We start from the raw sequence: 26,004 nt of genomic DNA, 5'->3' as shown, positions 1-26,004 counted from the left end.
ATCCCGGCGGTGTCGCGCTGTGTTCTCAACGCGAACCGCCAGGAGGTCCTGAAAAACCGTCAACCACTGCCGAGGGGATTGGGATGTTCGCGCAACCGGGGGCGGCCAAGCCACAGCAGCTACATCATGTCCCGGTAATGCTTCGCTGTAGCCGAGCCGGCCCGCCGGCGCGCTCGTCTAAGTCTGCGGGGCTGACCCGTCTCAGCACATGGGGCAATCGCCCTATCTTTGCCTGCCGAACGGCCCTTGCCCGGCGGCCCCAGGACATCCGGACGAGCCCGCGCGCTGCTTCTACGGGGGCCCTCCGGCTGGACCGGGTGCGGTCTAGAACACCATGAGGCATATTCCCTATTTTTCGCGGTTGCGTAGCCCTAGCGCGACGGACGGCACACGAACGCGGTCCCCCGCGCCGCCGTGCCCGATCCGAGCCGGGTGACCACCAACGCCAATGACCGGCTACCGCGCAGACCCAGCCGGCGGCGTAGCGCATCGGGATCGACATCCACGCCGCGGACCAGGATTTCCAACGAGCCGCAGTCGAGCGCGCCCAGCGCCTGACGCAGCCGTCGCTCGTCGAAGCCCAGCTGATCGAGGACCTCGAAGCCGCGTAGCCCGGACGGCAACTCGTCGCCGGACAGGTAGGCAATGTGCGGGTCGAGCTGCCACAGGCCATACCGCGCGGCGAAGTGACGCACCAGACCGGCCCGCACCACCGCGCCGTCCGGGTCGACGATCCATCGGCCGGGCGCCCGCACCGGGCAGTCATCGGGCTCCGCGTCGGTGAAGTGTTCGCCGCGGTCCAGGATGCTGGCCCGTCGGCGCACCCCCGGCTCGGCCAAACCCGCCGACCACAGGCAGGCTTCCCGCACCGATCCGCGATAGGAGGTCACCTCGATTTCGCCGTCGAATCCCAGCCGGGCCACGGCATCGAAATCGATGCCCGGCGCACATTTGACGACGATTTCCCGGTCACGGTAGGCATCGATCAGCGCGTCGAGCGCGGGCTGGTAGGCGCGGGGGTCGAAGCGCCGGCGCGCGCCGCTGCGGCGAGCCGGATCGGCCAGCACCACGGCACCCCGCGTGACCGGCCGAAGCGCGTCGGCGCGACACAGCAGTGTGTTGTCGCGCAGGTTGTGGCGCGCCATCGCCAGCCGTACCGGGTCGATGTCGCTGCCGACCGCCGACACGCTCTCCGCCCGCAGCGCCGCCAGCTCGGTGCCGATCGAGCACGTCACATCGTGAATCATGTTGCCCTGCAGTCGTCTTGCCCGATGCAGGGCGACCATTGCGGCACTGGCCTGCTGCAGGGCGTCGTCGGTCAACAGCCAGCCGGCGCTACCGGGCAGTTCGGTGAGCTTCGCGATAGCGCGGCGGCGCAGCAACACCGTCTCGACCAGCACCGGCGTGCGATCACCGAATTGTGTTCGCAGCGAGGCGATCTCGCTGACGCGGTCGGTCAGCGGACGGGCCTCCACGGCGGCCAGTGCAACCGAACCCTCGTCCGACGTCAGATAAGCAACGTCCTCGAGGCTGAACTTCAGGACGGCTTGACCCCGGTGATCATCACGTTGTAGAACCAGCCTTTCGGCACCACGTGACGCCAGATGTTGGCGTCCACCCAGCTCAACGTCTTCCAACTGCCGAACGCGAACCGTGACCAGCCCCAGCCGAGCTTGCCCGGCGGCACGGTCGACTCGAAGGTGCGCACCGGCCAGCCGAGCATCGCCGCGGTGAACTCGACGGTGGCGGTGTCGACGTCGACGGCGCCGGCCCGCGTGGCCATCTTCTCCAGATCGGCCGGCGAGAACGTGTGCAGGTCGACGATCCACTCCAGGGCCGCAGCTCGCGAGTTCTCGTCGATTTCGGCCTGCGGGCGCCGCCAGCCACCCAGACCGGGAAGCTTTACCGCGCGAATGGTGAGATTCCAGGTCAGGTCCGCCAGCCTGCGGGCGTATTGATTGCCGACGGTGGTGGGCTCGCCGGCGAAGACGAACCGTCCGCCGGGTCGCAGCACTCGCATCACCTCGCGCAGCGACAGTTCGACGTCGGGAATGTGGTGCAGCACAGCATGTCCGACCACGAGGTCGAAGGTGTCGTCGTCATACGGGATGTGCTCGGCGTCGGCGACGCGGCCGTCGATATCCAGGCCGAGCGCCTGCCCGTTGCGGGTGGCGACTTTCACCATCCCCGGTGACAAGTCGGTGACCGATCCGCGCCGCGCCACCCCGGACTGGATCAGGTTGAGCAGGAAAAATCCACTGCCGCAACCTAATTCGAGAGCGCGGTCGTAGGGCAGGCGCTGGAACTCGTCGTCGGGAACGATGCCGTCGAAGCAGGACCGGGCGTAGTCGATGCAGCGTTGGTCGTAGGAGATCGACCACTTCTCGTCGTAGCTCTCAGCTTCCCAGTCGTGGTAGAGCACCTGGGCCAGTTTGCTGTCAAGGCGGGCGGCCTCAACCTGCTCGGCGGTGGCGTGCGGCTGCGGAGCCGGGTCGGTACTGGTCATGGTGGCCCAGCCTATCGGCCGGCGGGGTCCGCGGGCATCCCGGTTACTGGGCGGGGGTCACGGTGACCGTGATTGCGCTGGCACCGGCGTTCGAGCTGATCACCAGGTCCGCCGCGTTCGGGGCCGAGACAACCTCGCCGCCGGTGACGCTGACCTGGTAGCCGTCCGGATATTCGACGGCGGGCACCGCGATGGTGGTCAGCGATCCGGCCGGGAAGCTGCCCAGGCCGTCGGCCTCCTGGGTGGAGTAGCTGAATTGGAAGGTGCCGTTGGCGAACGAATAGGAATCCGGGGTGCCCGAGATTGTCTGCGGGTACGGCTCGGCGAGGGTGTCCAGGTTCGCGGTGTTGACGTTGGCGCCGGTTGGGGGCAGCTCGGGGTTGTACACCAACGATTCCGAACTCGGCGGGTTCGCACTGGTGGTGATGTCACCTTGTCCGGAGTAGGCCCATTCCGTCCAGCCGATCAGATGCTGGTCTGCGCCTTGCAGCGGGCCCGCGAGCTGGGCCTGGTCGCTGGTGGCGCCGAACTCGGTCATGAACGCCGGGATGCCCTGCGCCTGCGCGTAATGCTCGGCGTTGCCGACGATCCCGCCGACGCTGGGCAGGCAACCCAGCGCGCCGAGGCTGAACTCGCAGTAGTCGTGGAAGGAGAACACTGTGCCCGTCGCGTCCACCGTGCCGAGGTGAGTCGGGACGCCGGCGTCGAAGACCAGACTCGGCTCGTAGAAGATCGGCGTGCTGGGGTCGACCGCCCGGATCGCGTCGGCGCCCTGGTTGTAGAAGGGCGTCAGCTCTTGTGCATCGAAGTGCGCGCTGCCGAGCAGGCTCGGCAGTAGCTGCGTCCCCGGCGACGGTTCGTTGATCAGCTCGAATCCGGCAACGTTGGAGTTTCCGTTGAGAGCGTGGGCGACATACTCGAGCATCTGGGAGTAGCTGTTCTCCAGGCCGATCCCGTTGGGTGCGTCCACGTTGCCCCAGAACGAATCCCAGGCCTGATTCGCCGCGGGGTTGAAGAAGTCGTTGAGCGGGAAGGGCAGCGACGGGTTGGCTCCGCCGTCGGTGTGGACCGCCCAGTCCGGGGCACCTTCACCGCCGAACGCGCTGCTGTAGGCGTCCTGGTGAAAGTCGATAATGCTGTAGATCCCGTGGTTGCCCAAGGTCTGGACGGTTTGTTCGATCGAGTTCAGGTAGGCGGCGTTGAAGACGCCGGGCTGGGGCTCGAGGTCTGACCAGATGACGCCGACCCGCACCGCGTTGAAGCCGTTGGCGGCCAGGAACGCCGCGTCGTCGTTGCTGAACCCGTCCGCCGACGGCTCGCCGGGCGCCACCTTGTACACCTCGTTGAGCCCGTGCAGGATCACCACCTGGCCGTCGCTGTTGGTCAGCCAGTCGCCGCTGGTGGTCAGGCCGCCCGGTGTCGGGCTCGCAGGCAGTACGCCGTAGTCGCCCACCGCGCCGTGTACGCCGAATGCACCGGCATCGCCGCCCGCCCCGCCCAGGGCGGGCAGTCCGGACTCCGAAGCGCCGCCGCCGGCATTGCCCCCGTCACCGCCGATGCCGAACAGCGAACCGCCGCCACCGCCGTCACCGCCGGCCGCTCCCGCGCCGCCCGATCCCCCGTCACCGCCGTTGCCGAAGAAACCGAGCGCGTCGCCGCCGTTGCCGCCGCCGACGTCGGGCTGGTCGCTGTCCCAGCCGTTGCCGCCGTCTCCGAACCACAGGCCGCCGGCACCGCCAGTGGGATCGCCCTGTGTTCCATCGGCACCGTTGCCGATCAGGAATTGCCCGGACGCGGTGTTGAGCAGATGGTCGACCTGCTCGCCGAACGTGCTGTTGATCCAGCTCTCTACGCTCGCGTGCAACGGGTCGTAGATGTACTGCTGGAAAAGCCCTGTCGCGGAGAGTGTTTCGGCACTCGCCGCGACAGCTTGGTCGGCCGACGCTGCGCTGACGACGAGGTTGCTCACGAGGTCGCCGAGACCGAAGTCGTCGGCGTGCGCGGTCGGCATCGCAACACCCCCGAAGGCGACGAACGCCCCGAGGGCTGAACCCATCCCGATTGCGCGCCTGCGGCGGCCTGTGCCGAAGATCAGCCCATCGTAATGAGTCGCCCCTGCGTGAATCCGAGGTTTTCTCAGATTCCTCTAAGTTGTATCGGCGGCCGGTAGTTCGAAGGCGGCATCGACGCCGGCCTTCGCGGCGGCCAGCGCGTCACGGGGTCCGTCGACGAAGCGGCCCGCCCAGGCCGCCGCGGCGTCGTATACGTCGTCCGGCGCCACCATCTCGTTGATCAGCCCCAAGGCCAGCGCCTCTTTGGCGTCGAAGAATCGACCGCTGTACAGCAACTCCTTGGCCCTGCTGGTCCCGACCGTGCGGGCCAGTCGCGCAATGCCGTCGCCGTCGGCGACCAAGCCGGCCAAAATCTCCGTCGCGCCGTACCGCACGTTGTCGCCGCTCACCCGCCAGTCGGCGGCCAGCGCCAAACCCAGGCCGGCGCCCAGCGCGTATCCGGTGATTGCCGCGACGGTGGGCTTGGGGATGGCCGCGACGGCGTCGACGGCCTCCCGGTGCACGGCCAGCCAACTCTCGGCTTCCGGCGCGGCCAGCGTGCGCAGTTGTGCCATGTCGTCGCCGGCGGAGAAAATCTCGTGGCCGCCGAACAGAATCACGGTCGCGATGTCGTCGCGGCCGCCGACCTCGGCGGCGGCGTGCGCGATTTCCCGGTAGACCTGGCGGGTCAGCGCGTTGGTCGGCGGCCGCGACAGCACCAGCGTGCCGATGCCGGGCCGGTCTGCGCTGAGGTGGACGCTGACGAACTCGGTCAATGCCGCCACCCGAGTCCGCCGGCTTTGCGGGCGCGGTGATAGCGGTCAGAGTCGAAGAACTCGAAAATCCAGTTGTCGCCGTCGATTTCGAGATTCGGCTGCACGGTCACGATCTGACGCTCGACGGCCAGCACGTCGGCAACCGTGCGGCCGTTCAACGAGTCGAGCTGCGTCCAGGTCGGCGGCAGCAGGAAGCAACGCCCGGCCTCGAACTCCGCGACGGCCGCCTGCGGCGTCGCCCACTGCGCCCGGTCGGATTCGGTGTTGTCCCCGTCGGCACGCTGGCCCTCCGGCAGCGCTCCGACGAAGAAGTAGGTGTCGTAGCGGCGGGTGCGCTCGGCTTCGGGCGTCACCCAATTCGCCCATGGCCGTAGCAGATCGGCCCGCAGGACCAGGTTTTCCCGACGCAGGAAGTCGGCGAACGACAGCGTCCGGTCGGCCAGCGCCAGTCGCGATTCGCGGTAGACCGACGCGTCACTGACAATGCCGTTCGGGTCGTCGGCCGGGCCGGCGAACAGCACACCACATTCTTCGAATGTCTCGCGAGCGGCAGCGCATACCAGCGCCTCGGCCAGCTCGACGTCGGTGCCGAACCGCTCCGCCCACCATGACGGCGGCGGCCCGGCCCAGGCGATGTCGGCGTTGCGGTCGCGGTCGTCGACGCCGCCACCGGGGAATACCACTGTGCCGGCGGCGAATTCCATCCCGGCATGCCGTCGCATCAAGAACACCTCTAGACCTTCCGCACCCTGTGCGTCCTCGCGCACCAGCATCACGGTCGCGGCCGGCCGCACCGGCAACGGGACAAGCGGTTCGTCAGTCATCAGCGCCTCCGGTGGGCCGCGCGGGTGCGGGTACGCCGGGCGAAGTACCGCCCGTCCATCACGTCCACGACGATCGACTGGCCGAACGTCGCGGACAGGTTGTCCGAGGTGAGGACATCGGACAACAAACCCGCCGCGACGACCTCTCCCTCGGCCAACAGCATGCAGTGGCTGAACCCCGGCGGGATCTCCTCGACGTGGTGGGTGACCAGGACCAGCGCGGGCGCATCGGGATCGGCGGCCAGGTCGGCCAGCCGCGACACCAGCTCCTCGCGCCCACCCAGGTCCAGACCGGCGGCCGGCTCGTCGAGCAGCAGCAACTCGGGGTCGGTCATCAATGCGCGGGCGATCAGGATTCGCTTGCGCTCGCCCTCGGACAGGGTTTCGTAGGTGCGGTCCGCGAGGTGCTCGGCCCCGAGACTTTCCAGCATGTCGACCGCGCGGTGGTAATCGACGTCCTCGTAGCGCTCCCGCCAGCGACCCAGCACCGCATAACCGGCCGAGACGACCAGGTCGCGCACCACCTCGTTGCCGGGAATCCGTTGCGCCAGCGCCGAGGAACTCAACCCCACCCGGGAGCGCAGCTCGGACATGTCGACCCGGCCGAGACGCTCCCCCAACACGTAGGCGACCCCGGACGAGGGGTGCTCGGCGGCCGCGGCGATGCGCAGCAACGACGTCTTGCCCGCGCCGTTGGCCCCGATGATGACCCAACGCTCGTCGAGCTCGACCGACCAGGTCACCGGCCCGACCAGGGTGTGCCCGTCGCGCCGCAACGACACGTCGGTGAAGTCGATCAGCAGGTCGGGGTCGACTGCCTCGCTTGTCTGATCGGCCACTCGACCATCGTGCCGCACCCCCACCGCCGCCGTTTAGTCAGGCTCGATGTCGACGCGCCTCACCACGCCGTCGAGCGCGTCGGCAGCCTCGATCTCGCCGCGCGTCACGCCGAGCAGGAACAGCACGGTGTCCAGGTAGGGGTGGCTCAGCGACGCGTCGGCGACTTCGCGCAGCGCGGGTTTGGCGTTGAACGCGATACCCAGGCCCGCCGCGGACAGCATGTCGATGTCGTTGGCGCCGTCGCCGACGGCGACCGTCTGCGCCATCGGCACCCCGACCTGATGCGCAAAGTCCCTCAGCGCCTTGGCTTTACCCGCGCGATCGACGACCGCCCCGACGACCCGGCCGGTGAGCTTGCCGTCGACGACCTCCAACTCGTTGGCGGCGACGAAATCCAGCATCAGCTCATGCGCCAACGGTTCGATGACCTGCCGGAAACCGCCGGAGACGACACCGACGTGATAGCCCAGCCGCCGCAGCGTGCGCAGCGTGGTCCGCGCGCCGGGGGTCAGCGTCACGTCTTCGGCGACCTCGTCGAGCACCTCGGCGGGCAGTCCGGCCAGAGTCCCGACCCGCTGATGCAGCGATTCGGCGAAGTCCAGCTCGCCGCGCATCGCGGCCTCGGTGATCGCGGCGACAGCCTCCTCGGCGCCGGCCCGGGCGGCGAGCATCTCGATGACTTCCTGCTGGATCAGCGTCGAGTCGACGTCGAACACGATGAGCCGCTTGGCCCGTCGCGCGATGCTGTAGTCCTCCAACGCCACGTCGACACCCGCGTCGGCGGCCACCTGGGTCAACACCTCCTGCAGCTGCCCGCCCACTCCGGGTGGCACCGAGACCCGCAACTCCAGTCCGGTGACGGGGTAGTCCGAGACGCCGCGGATGAGGTCGATGTTGACGCCGAGGGCGGCCACCTCGCGGGCAACGGCGCCGAACGCCTCGGCCGTGATCGGCAGGCCGAGCACCATGATGGTGTGTGTCGACGGTTCACGGATGATCGGCAGATCGTCGCTGCGTTCGATGGTGACGTCGAGGCCGACGCCGTGGATCGCCGCCTCGACGTCGTCGTGAAATGCCTTGCCGCCAGCCACTTCCGCGGGCGCCGACACCAGCACACCCAACGTCAGCCGACCACGGATCACCACCTGCTCGACGTTGAGCAACTCGACCTTGTAGCCGGAGAGGACCCCGAAGAGCGCCGATGTCACGCCTGGCTTGTCGTGACCGGTGACGGTGATCAACGCCGACACCTTGTGGGGCATGCTCACCCCAGATGTGCGCCGCGAGAGGCGATCACGAACGGACGTTGACGTCGTCGGCCCGGGTGACGTCTCCGTCCGTGGGGCCGTGCGCCCGGCCTACATGCGCCTCGGCGCGTATCCGCTCCACCATGTGCGGGTAGTGCAACTCGAATGCGGGGCGCTCGGAGCGGATGCGCGGCAGCTCGGTGAAGTTGTGCCGCGGCGGCGGGCAGCTGGTGGCCCACTCCAGCGAGTTGCCATAGCCCCACGGGTCGTCGACGGTGACCACTTCGCCGTAGCGCCAGCTCTTGAACACGTTCCACACGAACGGCAGCATCGAGACGCCGAGGATGAACGCGCCGATCGTCGAGACGACGTTGTACGGCTGGAATCCGTCGGTGGGCAGATAGTCCGCGTAGCGGCGCGGCATACCGATGTCGCCCAGCCAATGCTGGATCAGGAACGTGGTGTGGAACCCGATGAACGTCAGCCAGAAGTGCAGCTTGCCCAGCCGCTCGTCGAGCAGGCGGCCGGTCATCTTCGGGAACCAGAAGTAGGTGCCGGCAAAGGTGGCGAACACGATCGTGCCGAACAGCACGTAGTGGAAGTGCGCGACCACGAAATAGCTGTCGGTGACGTGGAAGTCCAGCGGCGGGCTGGCCAGCAGCACACCGGTCAGGCCACCCAACAGGAAGGTGACCATGAAGCCGAGGGAGAACAGCATCGGCGTCTCGAAGGTCAACTGCCCCTTCCACATCGTGCCCACCCAGTTGAAGAACTTGATTCCGGTCGGCACCGCGATCAGATAGGTCATGAACGAGAAGAACGGCAGCAGCACCGCGCCGGTGGCGAACATGTGGTGCGCCCACACCGCGACCGACAGCGCCGCGATCGACAGCGTGGCGTACACCAGCGTGGTGTAACCGAAGATCGGCTTGCGGGAGAACACCGGGAAGATCTCACTGACGATGCCGAAGAACGGCAGCGCCACGATGTAGACCTCGGGGTGGCCGAAGAACCAGAACACGTGCTGCCACAGCAGAACTCCGCCGTTGGCCGAGTCATAGATGTGCGCTCCGAGGTGCCGGTCGGCGGCCAGCCCGAACAACGCCGCGGTCAGCAGCGGGAAGGCCAGCAATACCAGGATCGACGTCACCAGAATGTTCCAGGTGAAGATCGGCATCCGGAACATCGTCATGCCCGGGGCACGCATACAGACCACCGTGGTGATCATGTTCACAGCGCCCAGGATGGTGCCCAGACCGGCGACGATCAGGCCCACGATCCACAAGTCGCCGCCCGCGCCGGGTGAGTGGATGGCGTCGGTCAGCGGCGTGTAGGCGGTCCAGCCGAAGTCGGCGGCACCACCCGGCGTGATGAATCCGGCCATACCGATCATCGCGCCGAACAGGAACAGCCAGAACGAGAAGGCATTGAGACGCGGGAACGCCACGTCGGGTGCACCGATCTGCAGCGGCAGCACCAGGTTGGCGAACCCGAACACGATCGGCGTCGCATAAAACAGCAGCATGATCGTGCCGTGCATGGTGAACAGCTGGTTGTACTGCTCGTTGGACAGGAACTGCAGCCCGGGCGCGGCCAGCTCGGCTCGCATCAGCAGGGCCAACAGGCCGCCGATGAAGAAGAAGACGAAGCAGGTGACGCAATACATGATGCCGATCAGCTTGTGATCGGTGGTGGTGATCAACCGGTAGATCAGGTTGCCCTTCGGCCCGGTCCGCGCCGGATACGGCCGACTGGCTTCAAGTTCTCCCAGCGGGGGCGCTTCGGCAGTCAAGAGCTCCTCCAAATATCGGGGAAGGCGGTCCGGGAACAGTGACTTCCGACTCTAGCGCGTCCGGGCTCCACCCACGACGGACAGGTCCTACAAAGTGTCGTAATGAATCGGTGAAGACTTGGTTTCCTCGCCGAAGGCTACGTCAGCTGGTCAGATGTTACCGTCGGACCCGTGCTGCTCAGGGGTACGCGACCCGCGATCACCGCCGTCGCAGCGGCAGCGCTCGCGACCGCCCTGTGCAGCGGTTGCACCTCGGGATCACCCCCGCACGGTACCGCAGCGTCGGTGATCACCAGCACCACTCAGATCGCCGGCGCGGGCGTCCTGGGCAACCAGCGTCGGCCCGATGAGTCGTGTGCGCCCGAACCGGCCGCGCCGGACGCCGGACCCCACGTCGCCCACAATGCGGCGGGCGTCCAGCCGGACACCGTGCAGGTGCCCGACGATCCCCAGCGCATCGTCGTGCTGTCCGGTGACCAGCTCGACGCGCTGTGCGCGCTGGGCCTGCAGTCGCGCATCGTCGGGGCCGCACTGCCGGACGGTTCTCCCGATCAGCCGTCGTACCTGGGCACGATCGTGCACAAGCTGCCTGGTGTGGGCACCCGCCGCAGCCCGGACCTGGCTGCGATCAAAGCGGCCAAACCCGACCTGATCCTCGGCTCGCAGGCCCTCACGCCGACGTTGTATTCGGCGCTGGCCGGGATCGCGCCGACGGTATTCACCGGGGCGCCCGGCGCGGCCTGGCAGGACAACCTGCGCGGCGTGGGCGAGGCGACGGCGCGCGGCGACGCGGTGGGCGGCCTGGTGGACGGTTTCACCGCCAAAGCCCACGACGACGGCGCTACGCACGACGCCGCCCACTACCAGGCTTCCATCGTGCAGTTCACCGAGAACTCGGTGCGGGTGTACGGGTCGGACAACTTCCCGGCCAGCGTGTTGGCCACGGTCGGCGTGGATCGCCCTGCGGCGCAACGGTTTACCGACAAGCCCTACATCGCGGTGGCCAGTTCCGATGCCGACCTGGCGCACGCCGACTTCTCCGCGGCCGATGCCGATCTGGTGTATGTGTCGTTCGATTCGGCGGCGGCCAAGGATCGCGCCTCGTCGCTGTTCGACAGCGATCCGTGGCGCCGGTTGTCGGCCGTCCGCGACAACCGGGTCTTCGTGGTCAACAACGAGATATGGCAGACCGGCTGCGGCCTGATCGCCGCGCGCGGCATCATCGACGACCTGCGCTGGATCAACGCGCCCATCAATTGACCGGCACAGTAACTGAACGACGGTGTGACGTCGCACGCACCCGCCAAAATACATAGTCTATCTATGCTAATGTTGATTGCGTTCAATAGAATTCGATAGTCAACGAAGCGCATTCAAGAGGATTTGCTGATGAGCACTGTCTCCGCTTACGCCGCCTCCGACAAGACGGGGCACCTGACCAAGACCACCATCGAGCGCCGCGAACCCGGCCCACACGATGTCGCCATCGACATCAAATTCGTCGGGATCTGCCACTCCGACATCCATACCGTGAAAGCGGAGTGGGGTACGCCCAACTACCCCTTGGTGCCGGGACACGAAATCGCCGGCGTGGTGACCGCCGTCGGCGCGGAAGTCAGCAAGCACAAGGTCGGCGACCACGTCGGCGTGGGCTGCATGGTGAACTCCTGCGGCCACTGCAGCAGCTGTACGGCCGGACTCGAGCAGTACTGCAAGAACGGCGCGACGTTCACTTACAACGCCACCGATAAGGACGGCACTATCACGCAGGGCGGCTACAGCCAGGCGGTCGTGGTCGACGAGAACTTCGTCGTGCAGATCCCCGACTCGCTGCCGCTGGACAAAGCGGCGCCGCTGCTGTGCGCGGGGATCACGCTGTTCTCGCCGCTGCGGCACTGGCAGGCCGGCGCCGACACCCGGCTGGCGATCATCGGCCTGGGCGGCCTCGGGCACATGGGCGTCAAGCTCGGTGCAGCGATGGGCGCCGACGTGACGGTGCTGTCGCAATCGCTGAAGAAGATGGAAGACGGTCTGCGACTGGGCGCCAAGCACTACTACGCGACCGCCGACCGCGACACCTTCAAGAAGCTGCGCAGCAGCTTCGACCTGATCCTGAACACCGTGTCGGCGAACCTGAATCTCGGTGCCTACCTGAACCTGCTCGACGTAGACGGCACGCTGGTCGAGCTCGGCATTCCCGAGCACCCGATGGAGGTGCCGGCATTCCCGTTGGCGCTCGCGCGCCGCAGCCTGTCCGGCTCGAACATCGGTGGCATCGCCGAAACTCAGGAGATGCTGAACTTCTGCGCCGAGCATGACGTGACGCCCGAAATCGAAGTGATTGCAGCGGATTACGTCAACGAGGCTTACGAGCGGGTGCTGGCCAGCGATGTGCGCTACCGCTTCGTGATCGACACCTCAACCATTTGACGAGTGAGACGCCGTCGTTTCGGCGTCACCAAGGGTGATACCCGTCAACGGCCACCCAGCTGCCGCCAGCCTGGCGGCGACCCGCGAGATGTTCTCCGGACCGGCGTCGTAGTGCGTCATGTCGGAGATGAAATCGGCGATCACGTCGCGGTCGATCGGCTCGTGGTCGCGTTCCTCGTCGATCGCGTCGACGACCTCGGTGATCTCGTCCTCGCTGAGCGGTGTGCTGCGCAGCAGCGCCAGCAGCGCGACCCGGTCGGGCCCGGGAACGCCGTCGGGGTAGCCGACCTGCAGCCACTGGATCACCGAGCGGAAGAAATTGGCGGCCGAGGCGGCCGCAGAAGCTGGTGTTATCGCCACCCGATAAGTGTCGTGGCTGCGGGGTCGGCCGCGCTACTTTCGCGCCCGCCTATCTGCACAATTCATGCGCCGTTCACGGAACATACGCCCGCCGTGCGGCTTTCGCTGATGCTGACCTGCGGGTTCAGGCCTGCGCCCGAGCAAGCTGCTCGACATTGCGTTGCACACGCCGCGCATCGATCAGCGACAGCGGCAGCACGGCAGCGGCCAGTACGACGAGCACCACGAAGGACAGCCGATCGTCGCTGAACGCGACCGCCCCGGCGATACCCGCTGCGATCAGGGCAGCGATCGTGATCCAGGACCAAATCTGCGTGCACCTGAGCTGGATAGGCGACTTGTTGCGCAGGTAGGCCCTGCCCAGTCGCGCCGCCGACGCCCGCACGTCGGGATCGGCGGGCGGCGGTCCCCGCAGGACCGCGTTGATCGCCTCGGACCGTTCGGACTGGTTGAGCCCGGATACCGCGACCAGGGCTGCTCGGTGCATGCCTTGGGTCGCCACCGTCAGGTAGGCGCCCAGCGCCCCGCCGAAGACGATGGCAGACAAGACAGTACTTTCCAGCTCGTTGCCGGCCTGCAGGCTGGTGAACAACGCCCACCATGCGGCGAGAAACGCTGCCCAGACCGTGAATCGCAGCCACGCGGGTTGCAGGATCAGCCGGAGACGCATGAGAACTGCGTGAGGCTAGAAGTCCCAGTCCTCGTCTTCGGTGTTGACGGCCTTGCCGATCACGTACGACGACCCCGAGCCGGAGAAGAAGTCGTGGTTCTCGTCGGCGTTGGGCGACAACGCGGACAGGATCGCCGGGTTGACATCGGTCTCGTCGCGCGGGAACAACGCCTCGTACCCGAGGTTCATCAACGCCTTGTTGGCGTTGTAGCGCATGAACTTCTTGACGTCCTCGGTCAGCCCGACTTCGTCGTAAAGGTCCTGGGTGTACTCCACCTCGTTGTCGTAGAGCTCGAACAGCAGCTCGTAGGTGTAGTCCTTGATGTCGGCGCGCTCGGCCTCGGTGGCCAGCGCCAGCCCGCGCTGGAATTTGTAGCCGATGTAGTAGCCGTGCACCGCCTCGTCGCGGATGATCAGCCGGATCAGGTCGGCGGTGTTGGTCAGCTTGGCCCGACTCGACCAGTACATCGGCAGGTAGAAGCCGGAGTAGAACAAGAAACTTTCCAGCAGCGTGGAGGTCACCTTGCGCTTGAGCGGTTCGTCGCCCCGGTAGTAGTCGACCAGTATCTGCGCTTTGCGCTGCAGGTTGACGTTCTCCTCCGACCAGCGGAATGCGTCGTCGATCTGGGCGGTCGAGCACAGCGTGGAGAAGATCGAGCTGTAGCTCTTGGCGTGCACGGATTCCATGAACGCGAAATTGGTCAGGACCGCTTCCTCATGTGGGGTCAGCGCGTCGGGAATCATGCTGATCGCGCCGACCGTGCTCTGGATGGTGTCCAGCAGCGTCAGCCCGGTGAACACCCGCATTGTGAGCTGCTTCTCGACTTCGGTCAGCGTTCCCCAGGATGGCAGGTCATTGGACACCGGCACCTTCTCGGGCAGCCAGAAATTTCCGGTCACCCGCTCCCAGACCTCGGCGTCCTTCTCGTCTTGCACACGGTTCCAGTTGATCGCGGAGACGCGGTCGATCAGCTTCACGTTTTCGGTCACCAGAACCCCGTTTCACCAGGACGGACAGTCGAACATCTCTAGGCTGCCGACACTACCCCTGGGGGGCGACATGCCGCGGTAACACAACAAGTTGTGTTTGCGTGTCGCACGCAAAGATGTACCATTTGGTACATGATTACCGAGGACAGCATCGAGATCGAGGCGCCGGCGGAGTTGGTGTGGCAGGTGTTCAGCGACGTCGAGCACTGGCCCGACTGGACCGCATCGGTGACCTCGCTGGTCGCACGGGACGGCGCCGGACTGGCAGTCGGAAAGCGGTTCGCCATCAAGCAACCCGGGATGTCCAAGCTCGTCTGGAAGGTCACCGAGATCGACCCGGGCAAGTCGTGGACATGGGTGCAGCGTTCGCCCGGCGTGCAGGTGATCGCCCGCCACTGGGTCATCCCCCAGCCCGGCGGCCGCACCCTGGTACGTCAGCAACTCGACCAGGGTGGCCTGCTCGGCGCCCTCGTCGGTCGGCTGATGGCCAACAAGACCAAGCGTTTCCTCGAGCAAGAAGCCCACGGACTCAAGGCCCGGTCCGAGCAACTCGGCCGCGCCAGTGGCTCGCACGCCTGATCCGCAACGACGCCGCCAATTGCTCGACGCGCTCGTCGACGAGTACGCGACGGGCGGCGTCGGCGACCGATCGCTGCGCGAGGTGGCCGAGGCAGTCGGCACCAGCCATCGAATGTTGTTGCACCATTTCGGATCCAAAGAAGACCTACTCGTCGCGATCGTCGAGGACGTCGAGCGGCGCCAAATGACCCTGCTTCCCGATCTGCCCACCGATCCGGCCGAGAACTTCGCGGCCATGTGGGCCCATCTCAGTCGCGCCGAACTGCGGCAGGCCGAACGACTCTTCTTCGAGTGCTACGCCCGAGCGTCGCAAGGCGAGAAGCCGTTCGACCGCATGGTCCCCGGCGCGGTGAACGGCTGGCTCGACGAGGTCGAGGCCGTCGCGGACGTACCGGTCGACCGGGCGTTGGCACGGCTCGGGATGGCCGTCGTCCGCGGCCTGCTGCTCGATCTGGTGGCCACCAACGACGACGAGGGCGTGAACGCTGCCGCGCAAGTGTTCGTCGATCTCTTGCGCCGCTGACGACATGCGTTGCGCTACTTGGACTTCGGCAGTACCGAGATGACCGTGTCGACAAGTTCCTCGGCGGTGGTGTGCCACTTGTCCAGATCCATGTGGCCGCTCAGATCCAGTCCGGTGATGCCGTGGGCGGTAGTCAGCAGCAGCGCACCGTAGCGTGGCGCGCGCCGCGGACCGGTGATACGACCGACGATGTCGAGAAACAGGCCCTGCGTCCGTTCGGCCGCATGAACCGCCGCGGCGATATCACCACCCGTCGGCGTGGTGAACATCAGCCGATACAGATGCGGCCGGGTGCGGCCGATGTCGATCAGTGCGAGCAGGCCGGATCGCAGGCAGTCCTCGGCCGAATCTTGGCTGGCGGCCAGCACTTCCAGCGCATCGCCCAGGTCCGTCATCGCATTGACGGCCAGCACCATCAGCAGCGATTCCTTGTCGGCGAAATGCCGATACGCCGCCGAGCGCGAGACGCCGCTGCGGGCTCCCACCTCGCGCAGTGTCACCGCCTCCGGTCCACCGAGGTCGAGCAATGCGCCTGCCGCGTCGATCAGCGCACGACGGGTGGCCGCAGCACTCTCGGCTCGCGTCGTCACCCGCAGAGCATAAGCCCGCGCCTGAGTTGACAACGTCACCTGAGGTGCTAGCTTGAGTGGACAACGTCAACTCAACGCATGGAGACCCCTATGAGCACCGCTCGTAATGAGCTGATCGTCGTGACCGGGGCGTCGACGGGCATCGGCGCAGCAACCGCGAAAGAACTGGCGCACAGGGGTTTTCACGTGCTGGCCGGTGTTCGCCGCGAGGTCGACGCCGATGCGCTGCGCGGGCCGGGCATCGAACCGTGCATCTTGGACATCACCGCGGAATCGGACATCGTCGCGATCGCCGACCGGGTCGCGGACGATCCGCGGCATCGCCCGCTTCGCGCGTTGGTCAACAACGCCGGGATCGCGATCAACGCACCCGTCGAAACGCTGCCGATGGCGCAGTGGCGCCGGCAATTCGACGTCAATCTGTTCGGCCAGATCGCGATCACGCAGGCGCTGCTGCCCGCCCTGCTGAACAGTGCGGGCACCATCGTCAACGTCAGCTCCGTCGGCGGCAAGGTGGTCATGCCGACCTACGGCGCTTACGCCGGTTCGAAGTTCGCGCTGGAGGCGGTCAGCGACGCGCTGCGTCGCGAGGTCGGCGCCCTCGGCGTCAAGGTCGTCGTCGTCGAACCCGGCGCGGTGAAGACCGAGATCGCCGAGCGTGGCATCGCGACCTCGCAAGAGCTGATGAATGACATGCCCGCCGATCAACTCGCCCGCTACAGCGAGGTGCTGGATGCCGTTATGGCACAAGCACGTTCGTTCAACGAGACCGGTGTCTCCGCGGAAGCCGCCGCTATGGTGATCGCCAGGGCGGTCACCGCGTCGCGTCCCCGGACCCGCTACACCATCGGACGCGACGCCGCGATCCTGCTGCGCGTCAGCCGTTTTCTCACCGACCGCGGCTTGGACCGCGTCGTGCGGCTGAACCTGAAGCGGTTCGCCGCAGGCGGGAATCAGCCGTTAGGCGTGGGCGGCCGCGCGTGAACCCGTGCCGACGCCGTAGAACTTGTATTCGGCGAGTTTGAGCGAGCGGGTATCGCGCCAGTACTGCCAGGTCATCCCGCTCCACAGGGTGCGGTTGACGCCGTGCTCGTCGAGATACCAGCTGCTGCAGCCGCCGGTGTTCCATACCGAGCCGGCCAGCTTGGCCTGCAGCTCGGCGTTGTTGCGGTCCTGGGCAGAGCGGCTCGGTGCCAGCGCCTGCGCGCCCGCCTTGTCGACCGCGGCGATGGCCTCGGTGACGTAGTGGATCTGCGACTCGATCATGAATACCACCGAGGTGTGACCGAGCCCGGTGTTCGGCCCGAGCAGGAAGAACAGGTTGGGCATGTCGGCGACGGCGATACCGCGGTGTGCCACAACGCCTTCGCGATTCCAGCGGTCCACCAGGTCCTCGCCGCGCGGACCCTTCACGTCGACGTAGGTGTAGGAGTCGGTGGTGTGGAATCCGGTGGCGTACACGATGACATCGGCCCGGTGTTCGACGCCGTCGTCGGTGACGATGCCGTCAGCGGTGATCCGGCGGATCCGGTCGGTGATCAGCGTCGCCTTCGGGTTGGCCACGGCTTGGTAGTAGTTGCCGGAGTACAGGATTCGCTTGCAGCCGGCCCGGTAGTCGGGTGTGAGCCTGCGGCGCAGATTCTTGTCGCGAACGTTGCGCCGGATGTTCCACCTGCTGACCAGTTCGACGGCGCGCAACAGGCCGGGTCGTTGCGTCATCGCGTAGCCCAAACCCTCGAGCCCCCAGTAGATTCCCGATCGCACCGCTAACCGCAAACCTGGCACGGTTGCGAAGGCGTTGCGCACCGCGTCCGGCAACAGACTGTTCGGCCGTGGCACCACCCACGGCGGAGTGCGCTGATACAGCTGCACCTCGGCGACGCCGGCGTCGCGGCGCACCAACTCCGGCACGATCTGAATCGCGCTGGCCCCGGTGCCGATGATCGCGACCCGCTTGCCGGTCAGGTCGACGCTGTGATCCCACTGCGCGGAATGGAAGGCCGGCCCACGGAATTCGTCCATGCCCTCGATGTCGGGTAGCCGCGGGATGTGCAGCGCCCCGGCGCCCGAGATCAGAAACTGGGCGATGTACTCGTCGCCGGAATCGGTGAAGACGTGCCAGCGGTATTCCCGGTCGTCCCAGTGTGCCCGGCTGACCTTTGCGCCGAATCGGATGTAGCGGCGCAGCCCGTACTTTTCGGTGACGCCCTTGAGGTAGTCCAGGATCTCCGGCTGCGGCGAGAACAGCTTGCTCCAGGTGGCCTTGGGTTCGAACGAGAACGAATACAGGTGCGACGGCACGTCGCAGGCGCAGCCGGGGTAGCTGTTGTCGCGCCAGGTGCCGCCGACGTCGTCGGCTTTTTCCAGGATGACGAAGTCGTCGCCTCGCTGCTGCAGCGCGATGGCCATCCCGAGCCCGGCGAACCCCGTCCCGATGATGACCGCGCGGGTCTGCACCGGCGGAGCCTGGGCTGCGGGTTGGGCTGTCGACTCGGCAATAGACATCGGTGCGCCGCTCCTGTTCCTCGCTTCGCTTGCCGAGGGTAGCAACGCTCGGCGTCGCTAGCTTGCCGCGGAGTCGCTCGGAACCGCGTTGTGAATAGGCTGATCAGGGTCCAACTTGATGCCGAGCATTTCGGCGGTGCCGCTGATGACGCCCATCATGATCGTGGTCAATTGCTCGACGAATTTGTCGCGCGGCATCCGGCGAGGACTGTTGATATCCGATCCCAGCCACCACCCGGTTGCCGAAGCGGCCGAGCCGAACGCGGCGTGGGCGGCCAACTCCAACGCCGCATGGTCCAACTCCATGTCGCGGAGCTCATTGTCGAACATGTCGGCCATGGCCAATGTGATCTCGCGACCCTCGTTGAGGGTTCGGACGGTCGACTGCGACGTCGCCGCCGAGCGGTCCTGGATGAAGACGCGCACTACGTTGGGGTGCTTGTCGATCAGGCTGACGTATTCCTCGACGCTGCGCCGGATGACCTCGCGAGCCGAGTCGGTCGCCAAGTCGATCGACGGGAAGATCGCCGCCCACAGCATGTCGCGAAGCCGCTCGCCGATCGCCTGGAACAGATCGGATTTGTCGGTGAAGTGCCGGTAGATCTTGGGTTTGGCGGTGCCGGCCTCTTCGGCGACTTCGCGCACGCTCAGATCGGGCCCCAGCCGGTCGATCGCGCGAAACGCCGCGTCGACGATCTCGCTGCGCACCTTCTTGCGGTGTTCGCGCCAGCGCTCGCTGCGCGCGTCGACCTTCACCGCGGGCTTGGGCCCAGGATGCGGAATGGGAGGCCGGGGAATTCTGACCACGTCAAGCACCATACCCCGGTGCGGTCGCTGACCTGGGCAGACTGGCCAGCAAGAGACGCTGCCGTCCGCCGGCACTGATACGGCCGAAGCGCTACAGCATGCAGGACACGCAGCCTTCGACCTCGGTGCCCTCCAGCGCCATCTGCCGCAGCCGGATGTAGTACAGCGTCTTGATGCCCTTGCGCCAGGCGTAGATTTGCGCCTTGTTCACATCGCGGGTGGTCGCGGTGTCTTTGAAGAACAGCGTCAGCGAAAGCCCTTGGTCCACATGCTGGGTGGCCGCGGCGTAGGTGTCGATGATCTTCTCGTAGCCGATTTCGTAGGCGTCCTGGTAGTACTCCAGGTTGTCGTTGGTCAGGTACGGCGCCGGGTAGTAGGCCCGGCCGATCTTGCCTTCCTTGCGGATCTCGATCTTGGACGCCACCGGGTGGATCGACGACGTCGAGTGGTTGATGTAGGAGATCGATCCGGTCGGCGGCACCGCCTGCAGATTCTGGTTGTAGATGCCGTGGGCCTGCACCGATTCCTTGAGCCGCTGCCAGTCGTCCTGACTCGGGATGCGGATGCCGGCTTTGGAAAAGAGGGAGCGAACAGTGTCGGTCTTGGGCTCCCAGAGTTGCTCGGTGTACTTGTCGAAGAACTCACCGGAGGCGTACTTGGAGTTCTCGAAACCCTTGAAGTGCGAACCACGTTCGATCGCAATGCGATTCGAGGCACGCAGCGCATGATAGAGCACCGTGTAGAAGTAGATGTTGGTGAAGTCGATGCCCTCGTCGGACCCGTAGAAGATGCGCTCGCGGGCCAGGTAGCCGTGCAGGTTCATCTGCCCGAGCCCGATCGCGTGCGAGTCGTTGTTGCCCGCCTCGATCGAGGGCACCGACCAGATGTGGGTCTGGTCGCTCACGGCGGTCAGCGCACGGATCGCCACCTCGATGGTCTGCGCGAAGTCCGGCGAGTCCATCGTCTTGGCGATGTTCAGCGAGCCGAGGTTGCACGAAATGTCTTTGCCGACTTTGGCATACGACAGGTCCTCGTTGAACAACGACGGCGTGGACACCTGCAGGATCTCCGAGCACAGGTTGGAGTGGGTGATCTTGCCGTCGATCGGGTTGGCCCGGTTCACCGTGTCCTCGTACATGATGTAGGGGTAACCCGATTCGAACTGCAGCTCGGCGAGCGTCTGGAAGAACTCGCGGGCCTTGATCTTGGTCTTGCGGATCCGCGCGTCGTCGACCATCTCGTGGTACTTCTCGGTGACCGAGATGTCGGCGAACGGCACACCGTAGACGCGTTCGACGTCGTAGGGCGAGAACAGGTACATGTCCTCGTTGTTCTTGGCCAGCTCGAAGGTGATGTCGGGGATCACCACGCCCAGGCTCAGCGTCTTGATTCGGATCTTCTCGTCGGCGTTCTCCCGCTTGGTGTCCAGGAAGCGGTAGATGTCGGGATGGTGGGCGTGCAGGTACACCGCGCCGGCGCCCTGGCGCGCACCCAGTTGGTTGGCGTAGGAGAACGAGTCCTCCAGCAGCTTCATGATCGGGATAACGCCGGACGACTGGTTTTCGATGTTCTTGATCGGCGCGCCGTGCTCGCGAATGTTGCTGAGCAGCAACGCAACTCCCCCGCCGCGCTTGGACAACTGCAGCGCGGAGTTGATCGAGCGGCCGATCGATTCCATGTTGTCTTCGATGCGCAGCAGAAAGCAGCTGACCGGCTCGCCGCGCTGCTTCTTGCCCGAGTTGAGGAAGGTCGGCGTCGCCGGCTGGAACCGGCCGTCGATGATCTCGTCGACCAGCTTCTCGGCCAGCGCGGTGTCGCCGGCGGCCAGGGTCAGCGACACCATCACCACGCGGTCTTCGAAGCGCTCCAGATACCGTTGGCCGTCGAAGGTCTTCAGCGTGTACGAGGTGTAGTACTTGAACGCGCCCAGGAAGGTCGGGAACCGAAACTTCTTGGCATACGCGCGATCCAGCAGCGTCTTGACGAAGTTGCGCGAGTACTGGTCGAGCACCTCGCGCTCGTAGTAGTTCTCCTTGATCAGGTAGTCGAGCTTCTCGTCCTGATTGTGGAAGAACACCGTGTTCTGGTTGACGTGCTGCAAGAAGTACTGATGAGCCGCTTCGTGGTCTTTGTCGAATTGGATCTTGCCGTCTGCGTCATACAGATTCAGCATCGCGTTGAGCGCGTGGTAGTCCGTCTCGCCCGGGAGGGCGTGTGGGGCGGCTACAGGCTCTGCAGCTGTGACGGTTGGTGACACGTCTGTTCCTTCCAGAATTCGGCGAGACCGGCGCGGACGGCATCCACGTCGTCCGGTGTCCCCATCAGTTCGAAGCGATAGAGGTAGCGCACGCCGCATTTGCGGGACACCACGTCGCCCGCGGCGGCGAATTCGACACCGAAGTTGTGGTCGCCCGCAGCGATGACGCCGCGGATCAACGACCGGTTGTTCTCATTGTTCAAAAAGGCGATGACCTGCTTGGGAACATGGCCACCGCCACTGACGTTCGGAGCCACCCGGCCGCCCCCGTATGTCGGCAACACCAGCACGTACGGCTGGTCGACCTCGATACGGCCTTGCAGCGGTATCCGCGTCGCCGGGATACCCAGCTTCTGCACGAAACGGTGGGTGTGCTCCGAGACGCTGGAGAAGTACACCAGGCTGCAGGACGGCATGGCGATCCCCTCCTGTCCTACGGCGTGGTTGTCGGCTAAGCGCTCAGGACCGCACCGGCGAGCGACTTGATCCGGTCCGGCCGGAAGCCCGACCAGTGCTCGTTTCCGGCAACCACGACGGGCGCCTGCAGATAACCCAGGGCCATCACATAGTCGCGCGCCTCGGAGTCGAGGCTGATGTCGACGACCTCGTAGGCGATGCCCTGCTTGTCCAGCGCCTTGTAGGTGGCGTTGCACTGCACGCAGGCCGGCTTGGTGTAAACGGTGACGCTCATCGGCGGTACAACCCCTCTGTAGATGGTGGGAAAAAAGACACTGACTGGCAACTACTCGGGTACTGCATATGATCTTCTGTTCAGCGAACCGCCGCGCCTCAGAATTCCCATCTTGCCGGGTCGCGTCAGCTGGTTTTCGAGGCCGGCTGCTGCGTCCCGACCGACCCGGTGAGCCTGTGGTCTGTCGGTGTCGGGAACACTACACCTAGTGGGTGCCGATAAGTAGAGATACAAGATGTTCTGAAAAACATTCATGAAATTCCCTGGTCGTAAGCCCTGATTTCGGTGCGTTCTCGGCGTGTCGCAGATCACAAAGTGGTCTCGCGGCGGTATACGGGAATGTCTATCACCCGGCACCGACAAATCCCGCCGTCCGGCCCCTTACAGCAAAGCGCCCCAGCGGTCGGGAAACCGCTGGGGCGTGTCGCATAATCAGTTGACTTCGGCGGCCAACTTGCCTACCGCATCGCGGACGTTGGCAGCCACTTCGGCATGCTCGCGCGGGTGCTGACCATTCAGCGTCTTGAACGGAACCGACAGCGTGATCGACTCGACCACGCGCGGCCCGGCAATCCCGAAGGACTTGCGGGTCTCGTCGTGCGCCCACACCCCGCCGTACTGGCCGAAGGAGCCCCCGATCACCGCCAGCGGCTTGCCCTTGAGCGCGCCGTCGCCGAACGGCCGGGACAGCCAGTCGATCGCGTTCTTGATGACCGCCGGGATGCTGCCGTTGTATTCCGGGGTCACCACCAGAGCTGCATCGGCCTCAGCCGCTAAGGCCCGCAGTGCGGTCACCACGGCCGGCACGTCGGCGTCGTTGTCGATGTCCTCGTTGTAGAACGGCAGCTCGTTCAGCCCGTCGAAGATGGTGACGACGACGCCGTCCGGAGCGGCCTCAGTGGCCAATTCGGCGATCTGGCGGTTGATCGACGCGGCGCGCAAGCTTCCTACCAGCGCTAAGACCTTGATCTCGGGCATGACGTGAGTTCCCTTCGGTGATTGTTATACATCCTCGCATGTTCTAACCGGACTACAGTCCGTTTTGTTCCGATGACGCTACAGTTGCTTTGTGAACGCCGCCGACCCGGTTCGGGACCTGCCCGTTTCCGCGCCGCACGAGCGCGGCGACGCGGCACGCAACCGCGCCTTGCTGCTGGATGCGGCACGTCGGCTGGTCGCCGAACGAGGCGCCGACGCGATCACCATGGACGACGTCGCGGCGGCGGCCGGCGTCGGCAAGGGCACCGTCTTCCGGCGGTTCGGCAGCCGAGCCGGCCTGATGATGGTGCTGCTCGACGAAGACGAGCGGATCATGCAGCAGGCCTTCATGTTCGGCCCCCCACCGCTGGGCCCCGACGCGCCGCCACTGGACCGGCTGCTGGCGTTCGGGCGTGACCGGCTGCGGTTCGTGCACACCCACCACGAACTGCTGTCGGCCGCCGGCCGCGAACCGGCGTCGCGCTACGGCGCCGCGGCCGCGGTGCAGCGCACCCACGTGCGGATGCTGCTGAACTCGGCCCACAGCACCGGCGACCTCGACGGCCAGACCGACGCCCTGCTGGCGCTGCTGGAGGCCGACTACGTCGAGTACCAGCTGATCGAACGCGGGCAGACCTTGCAGACACTCGGCGACACGTGGGAAAGCGTGGCCCGCAAGCTTTGCGGACGATGAAGCCGCGCTGGATCCTGCACGTCGACCTGGATCAGTTCCTCGCCTCGGTGGAATTGGGCCGTCACCCCGAGTTGGCCGGGCTGCCAGTCATTGTCGGTGGCAACGGCGATCCGACCGAAGCACGCAAGGTGGTCACCTGCGCGTCGTACGAGGCCCGCGAGTTCGGCGTGCACGCCGGCATGCCGCTGCGCGCCGCGGCCCGGCGCTGCCCCGATGCCACCTTCCTGCCATCGGATCCCGCGGCGTACGACGCGGCCTCCGAGCAGGTGATGGCATTGCTGCGCGACCTGGGTCATCCGGTCGAGGTGTGGGGCTGGGACGAGGCGTATGTCGGCGCCGAAATCGAGGATCCCGTCGAACTCGCCGAACAGATCCGCAGCGTCGTCTCGTCGGCGACCGGGTTGTCCTGCTCGGTGGGCATCAGCGACAACAAGCAGCGCGCCAAGGTGGCCACCGGTTTTGCGAAACCGGCCGGCATCTACACCCTGACCGCGTCGAACTGGATGAGCGTGATGGGCGACCGGCCGGTGGACGCGCTCTGGGGCGTCGGGCCCAAGACAACGAAAAAGCTTGCTGCCCTTGATATCACGACAGTCTGGCAGCTGGCGCACTCCGACGCCGAGCTGCTGAAGTCGACGTTCGGTCCGCGAACCGGTCTGTGGCTGCTGCTACTGGCCAACGGCGGTGGCGACGACACCGTCAGTTCCGAGCCGTGGGTGCCGCGCTCGCGCAGCCACGTCGTCACCTTCCCGCAGGATCTCACCGATCGCGCGGAGATGGATTCGGCCGTCACCGAATTGGCCGAGCGCGCACTGCGCGAGGTGGTGGCGGATTCGCGGATCGTCACCCGGGTCGCCGTCACCGTGCGCACCGCGACGTTCTACACCCGCACGAAGCTCCGCAAGCTCGACGAGCCCACCACCGACGCCGATGTCATTGTCGCGGCGGCGTTGCGGGTGCTGGATCTGTTCGAACTGGACCGTCCGGTGCGGCTGCTGGGGGTGCGTCTGGAGCTCCAGATGTCAAGCGCGGCACGGCGGGAGCGGGCTTGAGGGCGCGGGTGAACACATGGTTCACCTGGCGCATCGCCACGCTGTACGGCCACCAGGCAACCCGTTTGAACGCATACAGCGCCCGGATGTCCGACGAGGTGTAGATCAGGAACCGATTCCTGGCGACGCCCCGAAGGATCTTGTCCGCGGCTCTCTCCGGGGACACCGCGTGGCCGCTGAAGCGCGCCACCCAGCGGCTCACCTGCGGGTCTTCGCGGTCCACGCCGGCGATCTCGACCGTATTGACCAGCGGGGTGCGCACCGCACCCGGCACCACCACCGAGACCCCGATGCGATACCGGGCCAGGTCGAAGCGCAACACCTCGGACAGCCCGCGCACACCGAACTTGCTGGCGCTGTAGGCGGCATGCCAGGGCAATCCGATCAGCCCCGCCGCCGAGGACACGTTGACCAGATGGCCGCCCTGTCGCGCCGCCACCATCGGCGGCACGAAGTTCTCGATGACGTGGATTGGCCCCATCAGGTTGATCGCGATCATCTTGTCCCACTGCTCGTGGCTCAGCCGGTCGACGGTTCCCCACGCCGAGACCCCGGCGATGTTCATGACGACGTCCATGCTGGGGTGACCGGCGTGGATCTGGTCGGCGAACGCGGCGACCTCGTCATAGTTGGCGACGTCCAGAGCTCGATACTCGGGCACGCCGGCACCGAGCGCACGAGCGTCGTGCACCGTCTGCTCCAGACCCTCGGCGTTGCGGTCGGTCAGGTACAACTCGGCGCCCTGGTCCGCCAGCCGCAGCGCGGTCGCCCGCCCGATACCGCTGGCTGCGCCGGTGACAAGACACCGCTTCCCCGCGAACGTCCTCTTCCCCATGGGCTGT

The 26,004-nt window shown here is 66.1% G+C and carries 26 protein-coding genes; 7 read left to right on the top strand and 19 right to left on the bottom strand.

The window, feature by feature from the left end; all coding sequences use genetic code 11:
- Positions 1–371: 371 nt before the first annotated feature.
- From G6N27_RS24440 to ctaD, 8 genes are all read right to left on the bottom strand, one after another.
- Positions 372–1,580 (bottom strand): THUMP-like domain-containing protein, encoded by a 1,209-nt coding sequence (locus G6N27_RS24440; RefSeq protein ID WP_232065184.1) that lies wholly within the window; start codon positions 1,578–1,580, stop codon positions 372–374.
- On the bottom strand, positions 1,538–2,506 hold the full coding sequence (locus tag G6N27_RS24435) for a class I SAM-dependent methyltransferase (protein WP_163780929.1): 969 nt from the start codon (positions 2,504–2,506) through the stop codon (positions 1,538–1,540). The genes G6N27_RS24440 and G6N27_RS24435 overlap by 43 nt, the downstream gene beginning before the upstream one ends.
- A 43-nt stretch (positions 2,507–2,549) precedes the next feature.
- Entirely contained in the window at positions 2,550–4,517 is a 1,968-nt protein-coding gene (locus G6N27_RS25585; protein WP_269474237.1) for a cellulase family glycosylhydrolase, read from the bottom strand.
- Positions 4,518–4,652: 135 nt separating this feature from the next.
- Positions 4,653–5,342: an enoyl-CoA hydratase gene (locus G6N27_RS24425; protein WP_163780925.1), complete on the bottom strand. Its 690-nt coding sequence runs from the start codon at positions 5,340–5,342 to the stop codon at positions 4,653–4,655.
- Positions 5,330–6,157 (bottom strand): NUDIX hydrolase, encoded by an 828-nt coding sequence (locus G6N27_RS24420; protein ID WP_163780924.1) that lies wholly within the window; start codon positions 6,155–6,157, stop codon positions 5,330–5,332. Before G6N27_RS24420 ends, G6N27_RS24425 begins: the two co-directional genes overlap by 13 nt.
- Positions 6,157–7,014, bottom strand: coding sequence for an ABC transporter ATP-binding protein (locus G6N27_RS24415; protein WP_163782304.1), 858 nt, complete (start codon positions 7,012–7,014; stop codon positions 6,157–6,159). Before G6N27_RS24415 ends, G6N27_RS24420 begins: the two co-directional genes overlap by 1 nt.
- A gap of 15 nt (positions 7,015–7,029) precedes the next feature.
- Positions 7,030–8,259 (bottom strand): phosphoserine phosphatase SerB, encoded by a 1,230-nt coding sequence (gene serB, locus G6N27_RS24410; protein WP_163782302.1) that lies wholly within the window; start codon positions 8,257–8,259, stop codon positions 7,030–7,032.
- Positions 8,260–8,290: 31 nt separating this feature from the next.
- On the bottom strand, positions 8,291–10,036 hold the full coding sequence (ctaD, locus tag G6N27_RS24405; protein ID WP_163780922.1) for an aa3-type cytochrome oxidase subunit I: 1,746 nt from the start codon (positions 10,034–10,036) through the stop codon (positions 8,291–8,293).
- A gap of 174 nt (positions 10,037–10,210) precedes the next feature.
- Here ctaD and G6N27_RS24400 point away from each other — a divergent pair, with 174 nt between their 5' ends.
- A complete protein-coding gene (locus G6N27_RS24400; RefSeq protein WP_276044461.1) occupies positions 10,211–11,296 on the top strand; it encodes an iron-siderophore ABC transporter substrate-binding protein in 1,086 nt (361 codons plus the stop codon).
- 129 nt (positions 11,297–11,425) lie between these two features.
- A complete protein-coding gene (locus G6N27_RS24395; RefSeq protein ID WP_163780918.1) occupies positions 11,426–12,466 on the top strand; it encodes an NAD(P)-dependent alcohol dehydrogenase in 1,041 nt (346 codons plus the stop codon).
- Here the strand turns inward: G6N27_RS24395 and G6N27_RS24390 are convergent.
- From G6N27_RS24390 to nrdF, 3 genes are all read right to left on the bottom strand, one after another.
- Positions 12,455–12,772, bottom strand: a complete 318-nt coding sequence (locus G6N27_RS24390; protein ID WP_163782300.1) for a DUF3349 domain-containing protein — start codon at positions 12,770–12,772, stop codon at positions 12,455–12,457. The genes G6N27_RS24395 and G6N27_RS24390 overlap by 12 nt on opposite strands.
- Positions 12,773–12,950: 178 nt before the next feature.
- On the bottom strand, positions 12,951–13,496 hold the full coding sequence (locus tag G6N27_RS24385) for a hypothetical protein (RefSeq protein WP_163780916.1): 546 nt from the start codon (positions 13,494–13,496) through the stop codon (positions 12,951–12,953).
- A 15-nt stretch (positions 13,497–13,511) separates the two neighbouring features.
- Positions 13,512–14,486, bottom strand: coding sequence for a class 1b ribonucleoside-diphosphate reductase subunit beta (gene nrdF, locus G6N27_RS24380; RefSeq protein WP_179963328.1), 975 nt, complete (start codon positions 14,484–14,486; stop codon positions 13,512–13,514).
- A 132-nt stretch (positions 14,487–14,618) separates the two neighbouring features.
- Between nrdF and G6N27_RS24375 the strand changes: the two genes are divergently transcribed.
- Both G6N27_RS24375 and G6N27_RS24370 read left to right on the top strand, forming a co-directional pair.
- Positions 14,619–15,065, top strand: a complete 447-nt coding sequence (locus G6N27_RS24375) for an SRPBCC family protein (protein ID WP_163780914.1) — start codon at positions 14,619–14,621, stop codon at positions 15,063–15,065.
- Entirely contained in the window at positions 15,049–15,588 is a 540-nt protein-coding gene (locus G6N27_RS24370; protein ID WP_163780912.1) for a TetR/AcrR family transcriptional regulator, read from the top strand. Before G6N27_RS24375 ends, G6N27_RS24370 begins: the two co-directional genes overlap by 17 nt.
- A gap of 14 nt (positions 15,589–15,602) precedes the next feature.
- Here G6N27_RS24370 and G6N27_RS24365 read toward each other — a convergent pair whose 3' ends face one another.
- Positions 15,603–16,178: a TetR/AcrR family transcriptional regulator gene (locus G6N27_RS24365; RefSeq protein WP_163780911.1), complete on the bottom strand. Its 576-nt coding sequence runs from the start codon at positions 16,176–16,178 to the stop codon at positions 15,603–15,605.
- A 90-nt stretch (positions 16,179–16,268) separates the two neighbouring features.
- On the opposite strand from G6N27_RS24365, the gene G6N27_RS24360 reads away from it, so the two are divergent.
- Positions 16,269–17,162: an SDR family oxidoreductase gene (locus G6N27_RS24360; RefSeq protein ID WP_232064791.1), complete on the top strand. Its 894-nt coding sequence runs from the start codon at positions 16,269–16,271 to the stop codon at positions 17,160–17,162.
- On the opposite strand, the gene G6N27_RS24355 is transcribed toward G6N27_RS24360, so the two are convergent.
- From G6N27_RS24355 to G6N27_RS24330, 6 genes are all read right to left on the bottom strand, one after another.
- Positions 17,139–18,683, bottom strand: a complete 1,545-nt coding sequence (locus G6N27_RS24355) for a flavin-containing monooxygenase (protein ID WP_163780907.1) — start codon at positions 18,681–18,683, stop codon at positions 17,139–17,141. The genes G6N27_RS24360 and G6N27_RS24355 overlap by 24 nt on opposite strands.
- A gap of 57 nt (positions 18,684–18,740) precedes the next feature.
- Positions 18,741–19,490, bottom strand: coding sequence for a TetR/AcrR family transcriptional regulator (locus tag G6N27_RS24350; RefSeq protein WP_163780905.1), 750 nt, complete (start codon positions 19,488–19,490; stop codon positions 18,741–18,743).
- Positions 19,491–19,581: 91 nt separating this feature from the next.
- Positions 19,582–21,663, bottom strand: coding sequence for a class 1b ribonucleoside-diphosphate reductase subunit alpha (gene nrdE, locus G6N27_RS24345; protein ID WP_232065176.1), 2,082 nt, complete (start codon positions 21,661–21,663; stop codon positions 19,582–19,584).
- Positions 21,664–21,713: 50 nt separating this feature from the next.
- Positions 21,714–22,163 (bottom strand): class Ib ribonucleoside-diphosphate reductase assembly flavoprotein NrdI, encoded by a 450-nt coding sequence (nrdI, locus tag G6N27_RS24340; protein ID WP_163780901.1) that lies wholly within the window; start codon positions 22,161–22,163, stop codon positions 21,714–21,716.
- A 35-nt stretch (positions 22,164–22,198) separates the two neighbouring features.
- Positions 22,199–22,438: a redoxin NrdH gene (locus tag G6N27_RS24335; RefSeq protein WP_163780899.1), complete on the bottom strand. Its 240-nt coding sequence runs from the start codon at positions 22,436–22,438 to the stop codon at positions 22,199–22,201.
- Positions 22,439–22,870: 432 nt separating this feature from the next.
- Positions 22,871–23,416: an NAD(P)H-dependent oxidoreductase gene (locus tag G6N27_RS24330; RefSeq protein ID WP_163780897.1), complete on the bottom strand. Its 546-nt coding sequence runs from the start codon at positions 23,414–23,416 to the stop codon at positions 22,871–22,873.
- A 91-nt stretch (positions 23,417–23,507) separates the two neighbouring features.
- On the opposite strand from G6N27_RS24330, the gene G6N27_RS24325 reads away from it, so the two are divergent.
- Both G6N27_RS24325 and G6N27_RS24320 read left to right on the top strand, forming a co-directional pair.
- Positions 23,508–24,110 carry a TetR/AcrR family transcriptional regulator gene (locus G6N27_RS24325; RefSeq protein WP_163780896.1) on the top strand — a complete coding sequence of 201 codons (603 nt, stop codon included), beginning with the start codon at positions 23,508–23,510 and terminating at the stop codon, positions 24,108–24,110.
- Complete coding sequence (locus G6N27_RS24320) at positions 24,098–25,162, top strand: DNA polymerase IV (RefSeq protein ID WP_163782295.1); 1,065 nt, start codon at positions 24,098–24,100, stop codon at positions 25,160–25,162. The genes G6N27_RS24325 and G6N27_RS24320 overlap by 13 nt, the downstream gene beginning before the upstream one ends.
- Here G6N27_RS24320 and G6N27_RS24315 read toward each other — a convergent pair.
- Positions 25,044–25,997: an SDR family oxidoreductase gene (locus G6N27_RS24315; RefSeq protein WP_163780894.1), complete on the bottom strand. Its 954-nt coding sequence runs from the start codon at positions 25,995–25,997 to the stop codon at positions 25,044–25,046. The genes G6N27_RS24320 and G6N27_RS24315 overlap by 119 nt on opposite strands.
- Between the last annotated feature and the right edge of the window lie 7 nt (positions 25,998–26,004).

Source organism: Mycobacterium cookii (genome assembly GCF_010727945.1).
In the GTDB taxonomy this organism is placed as follows: Bacteria; Actinomycetota; Actinomycetes; order Mycobacteriales; family Mycobacteriaceae; genus Mycobacterium; species Mycobacterium cookii.
Note: the sequence above shows the minus strand (reverse complement) of the source record. Positions and strands in the feature narration are given on the sequence as shown.

Coding starts and splice junctions, on each gene's coding strand:
- G6N27_RS24375 (WP_163780914.1), top strand. CDS start 14,619: ATGATTACCGAGGACAGCATCGAGATCGAGGCGCCGGCGGAGTTGGTG.
- G6N27_RS24335 (WP_163780899.1), bottom strand. CDS start 22,438: ATGAGCGTCACCGTTTACACCAAGCCGGCCTGCGTGCAGTGCAACGCC.
- G6N27_RS24330 (WP_163780897.1), bottom strand. CDS start 23,416: ATGCCCGAGATCAAGGTCTTAGCGCTGGTAGGAAGCTTGCGCGCCGCG.
- G6N27_RS24360 (WP_232064791.1), top strand. CDS start 16,269: ATGAGCACCGCTCGTAATGAGCTGATCGTCGTGACCGGGGCGTCGACG.
- nrdI (WP_163780901.1), bottom strand. CDS start 22,163: ATGCCGTCCTGCAGCCTGGTGTACTTCTCCAGCGTCTCGGAGCACACC.
- G6N27_RS24355 (WP_163780907.1), bottom strand. CDS start 18,683: ATGTCTATTGCCGAGTCGACAGCCCAACCCGCAGCCCAGGCTCCGCCG.
- nrdE (WP_232065176.1), bottom strand. CDS start 21,663: ATGCTGAATCTGTATGACGCAGACGGCAAGATCCAATTCGACAAAGAC.
- G6N27_RS24315 (WP_163780894.1), bottom strand. CDS start 25,997: ATGGGGAAGAGGACGTTCGCGGGGAAGCGGTGTCTTGTCACCGGCGCA.
- G6N27_RS25585 (WP_269474237.1), bottom strand. CDS start 4,517: ATGCCGACCGCGCACGCCGACGACTTCGGTCTCGGCGACCTCGTGAGC.
- serB (WP_163782302.1), bottom strand. CDS start 8,259: ATGCCCCACAAGGTGTCGGCGTTGATCACCGTCACCGGTCACGACAAG.
- G6N27_RS24385 (WP_163780916.1), bottom strand. CDS start 13,496: ATGCGTCTCCGGCTGATCCTGCAACCCGCGTGGCTGCGATTCACGGTC.
- G6N27_RS24395 (WP_163780918.1), top strand. CDS start 11,426: ATGAGCACTGTCTCCGCTTACGCCGCCTCCGACAAGACGGGGCACCTG.
- G6N27_RS24435 (WP_163780929.1), bottom strand. CDS start 2,506: ATGACCAGTACCGACCCGGCTCCGCAGCCGCACGCCACCGCCGAGCAG.
- G6N27_RS24420 (WP_163780924.1), bottom strand. CDS start 6,157: ATGACTGACGAACCGCTTGTCCCGTTGCCGGTGCGGCCGGCCGCGACC.